We start from the raw sequence: 595 nt of genomic DNA on the forward strand, positions 1-595 counted from the left end.
GACGACCAGCGTCCCACCGTCACGATTCTTGGTGTCACGGACAGCCGCGAGACCGGTGGATATCCCCACTTCAACACAGTTGGCAGACCCTCCACTGTAACTACTCTTACGCCACTGAAATTCTTTCACAGTTCCCGTGCCGCCTTCTTCATCGGAGTTACGGATTCAACTAAACTCAATACTAGCGCGCACAGCAGGTTGCACGCCACACTCACGGCGGCATGATGCTGGAACATTCCGACGGGACCACTGTTGACTTACGGGGCATTACGAAATCAACGAAGAACAAGCCCACGCTAGACATCAAGGATGCGCACAGAAATTTTTTCGAAGCGCACGTCACAGCAAGGAACGAACCAGATGGACATTGACCACGAGGTCCGCGAATCCATATGCGATCTTGCCGAAATCGACTACCTTTCGATGACCGCGATAATCGGCATACTGGTCGACGTGGGCGGGGTTCCCTGGGACCAGCAGATCAGCCGGGCAGGTCGAATAGCAGCCGGACTCGTACGCGAAGGCAGGATCACACCCGGGAGCCTACGGGGAGGCACGTTCACCCCGTGGGAGGGAAGCCGAGACGAGCAGGCGG

Annotated in this window: 2 protein-coding genes; one reads left to right on the forward strand and one right to left on the reverse strand. The window is 56.8% G+C overall.

Going from position 1 to position 595, the window contains the following annotated elements:
- Positions 1–129: DUF397 domain-containing protein (locus ACTIDRAF_RS33280; protein ID WP_085944904.1), on the reverse strand; the 129-nt coding region annotated here is incomplete at its 3' end.
- Positions 130–360: 231 nt separating this feature from the next.
- Here ACTIDRAF_RS33280 and ACTIDRAF_RS34680 point away from each other — a divergent pair.
- Positions 361–595, forward strand: a 235-nt coding sequence (locus ACTIDRAF_RS34680) for a hypothetical protein (protein WP_026066516.1), incomplete at its 3' end; no start/stop codon positions are given.

This window comes from Actinoalloteichus spitiensis RMV-1378 (assembly GCF_000239155.1).
Taxonomy (GTDB): Bacteria; Actinomycetota; Actinomycetes; order Mycobacteriales; family Pseudonocardiaceae; genus Actinoalloteichus_B; species Actinoalloteichus_B spitiensis.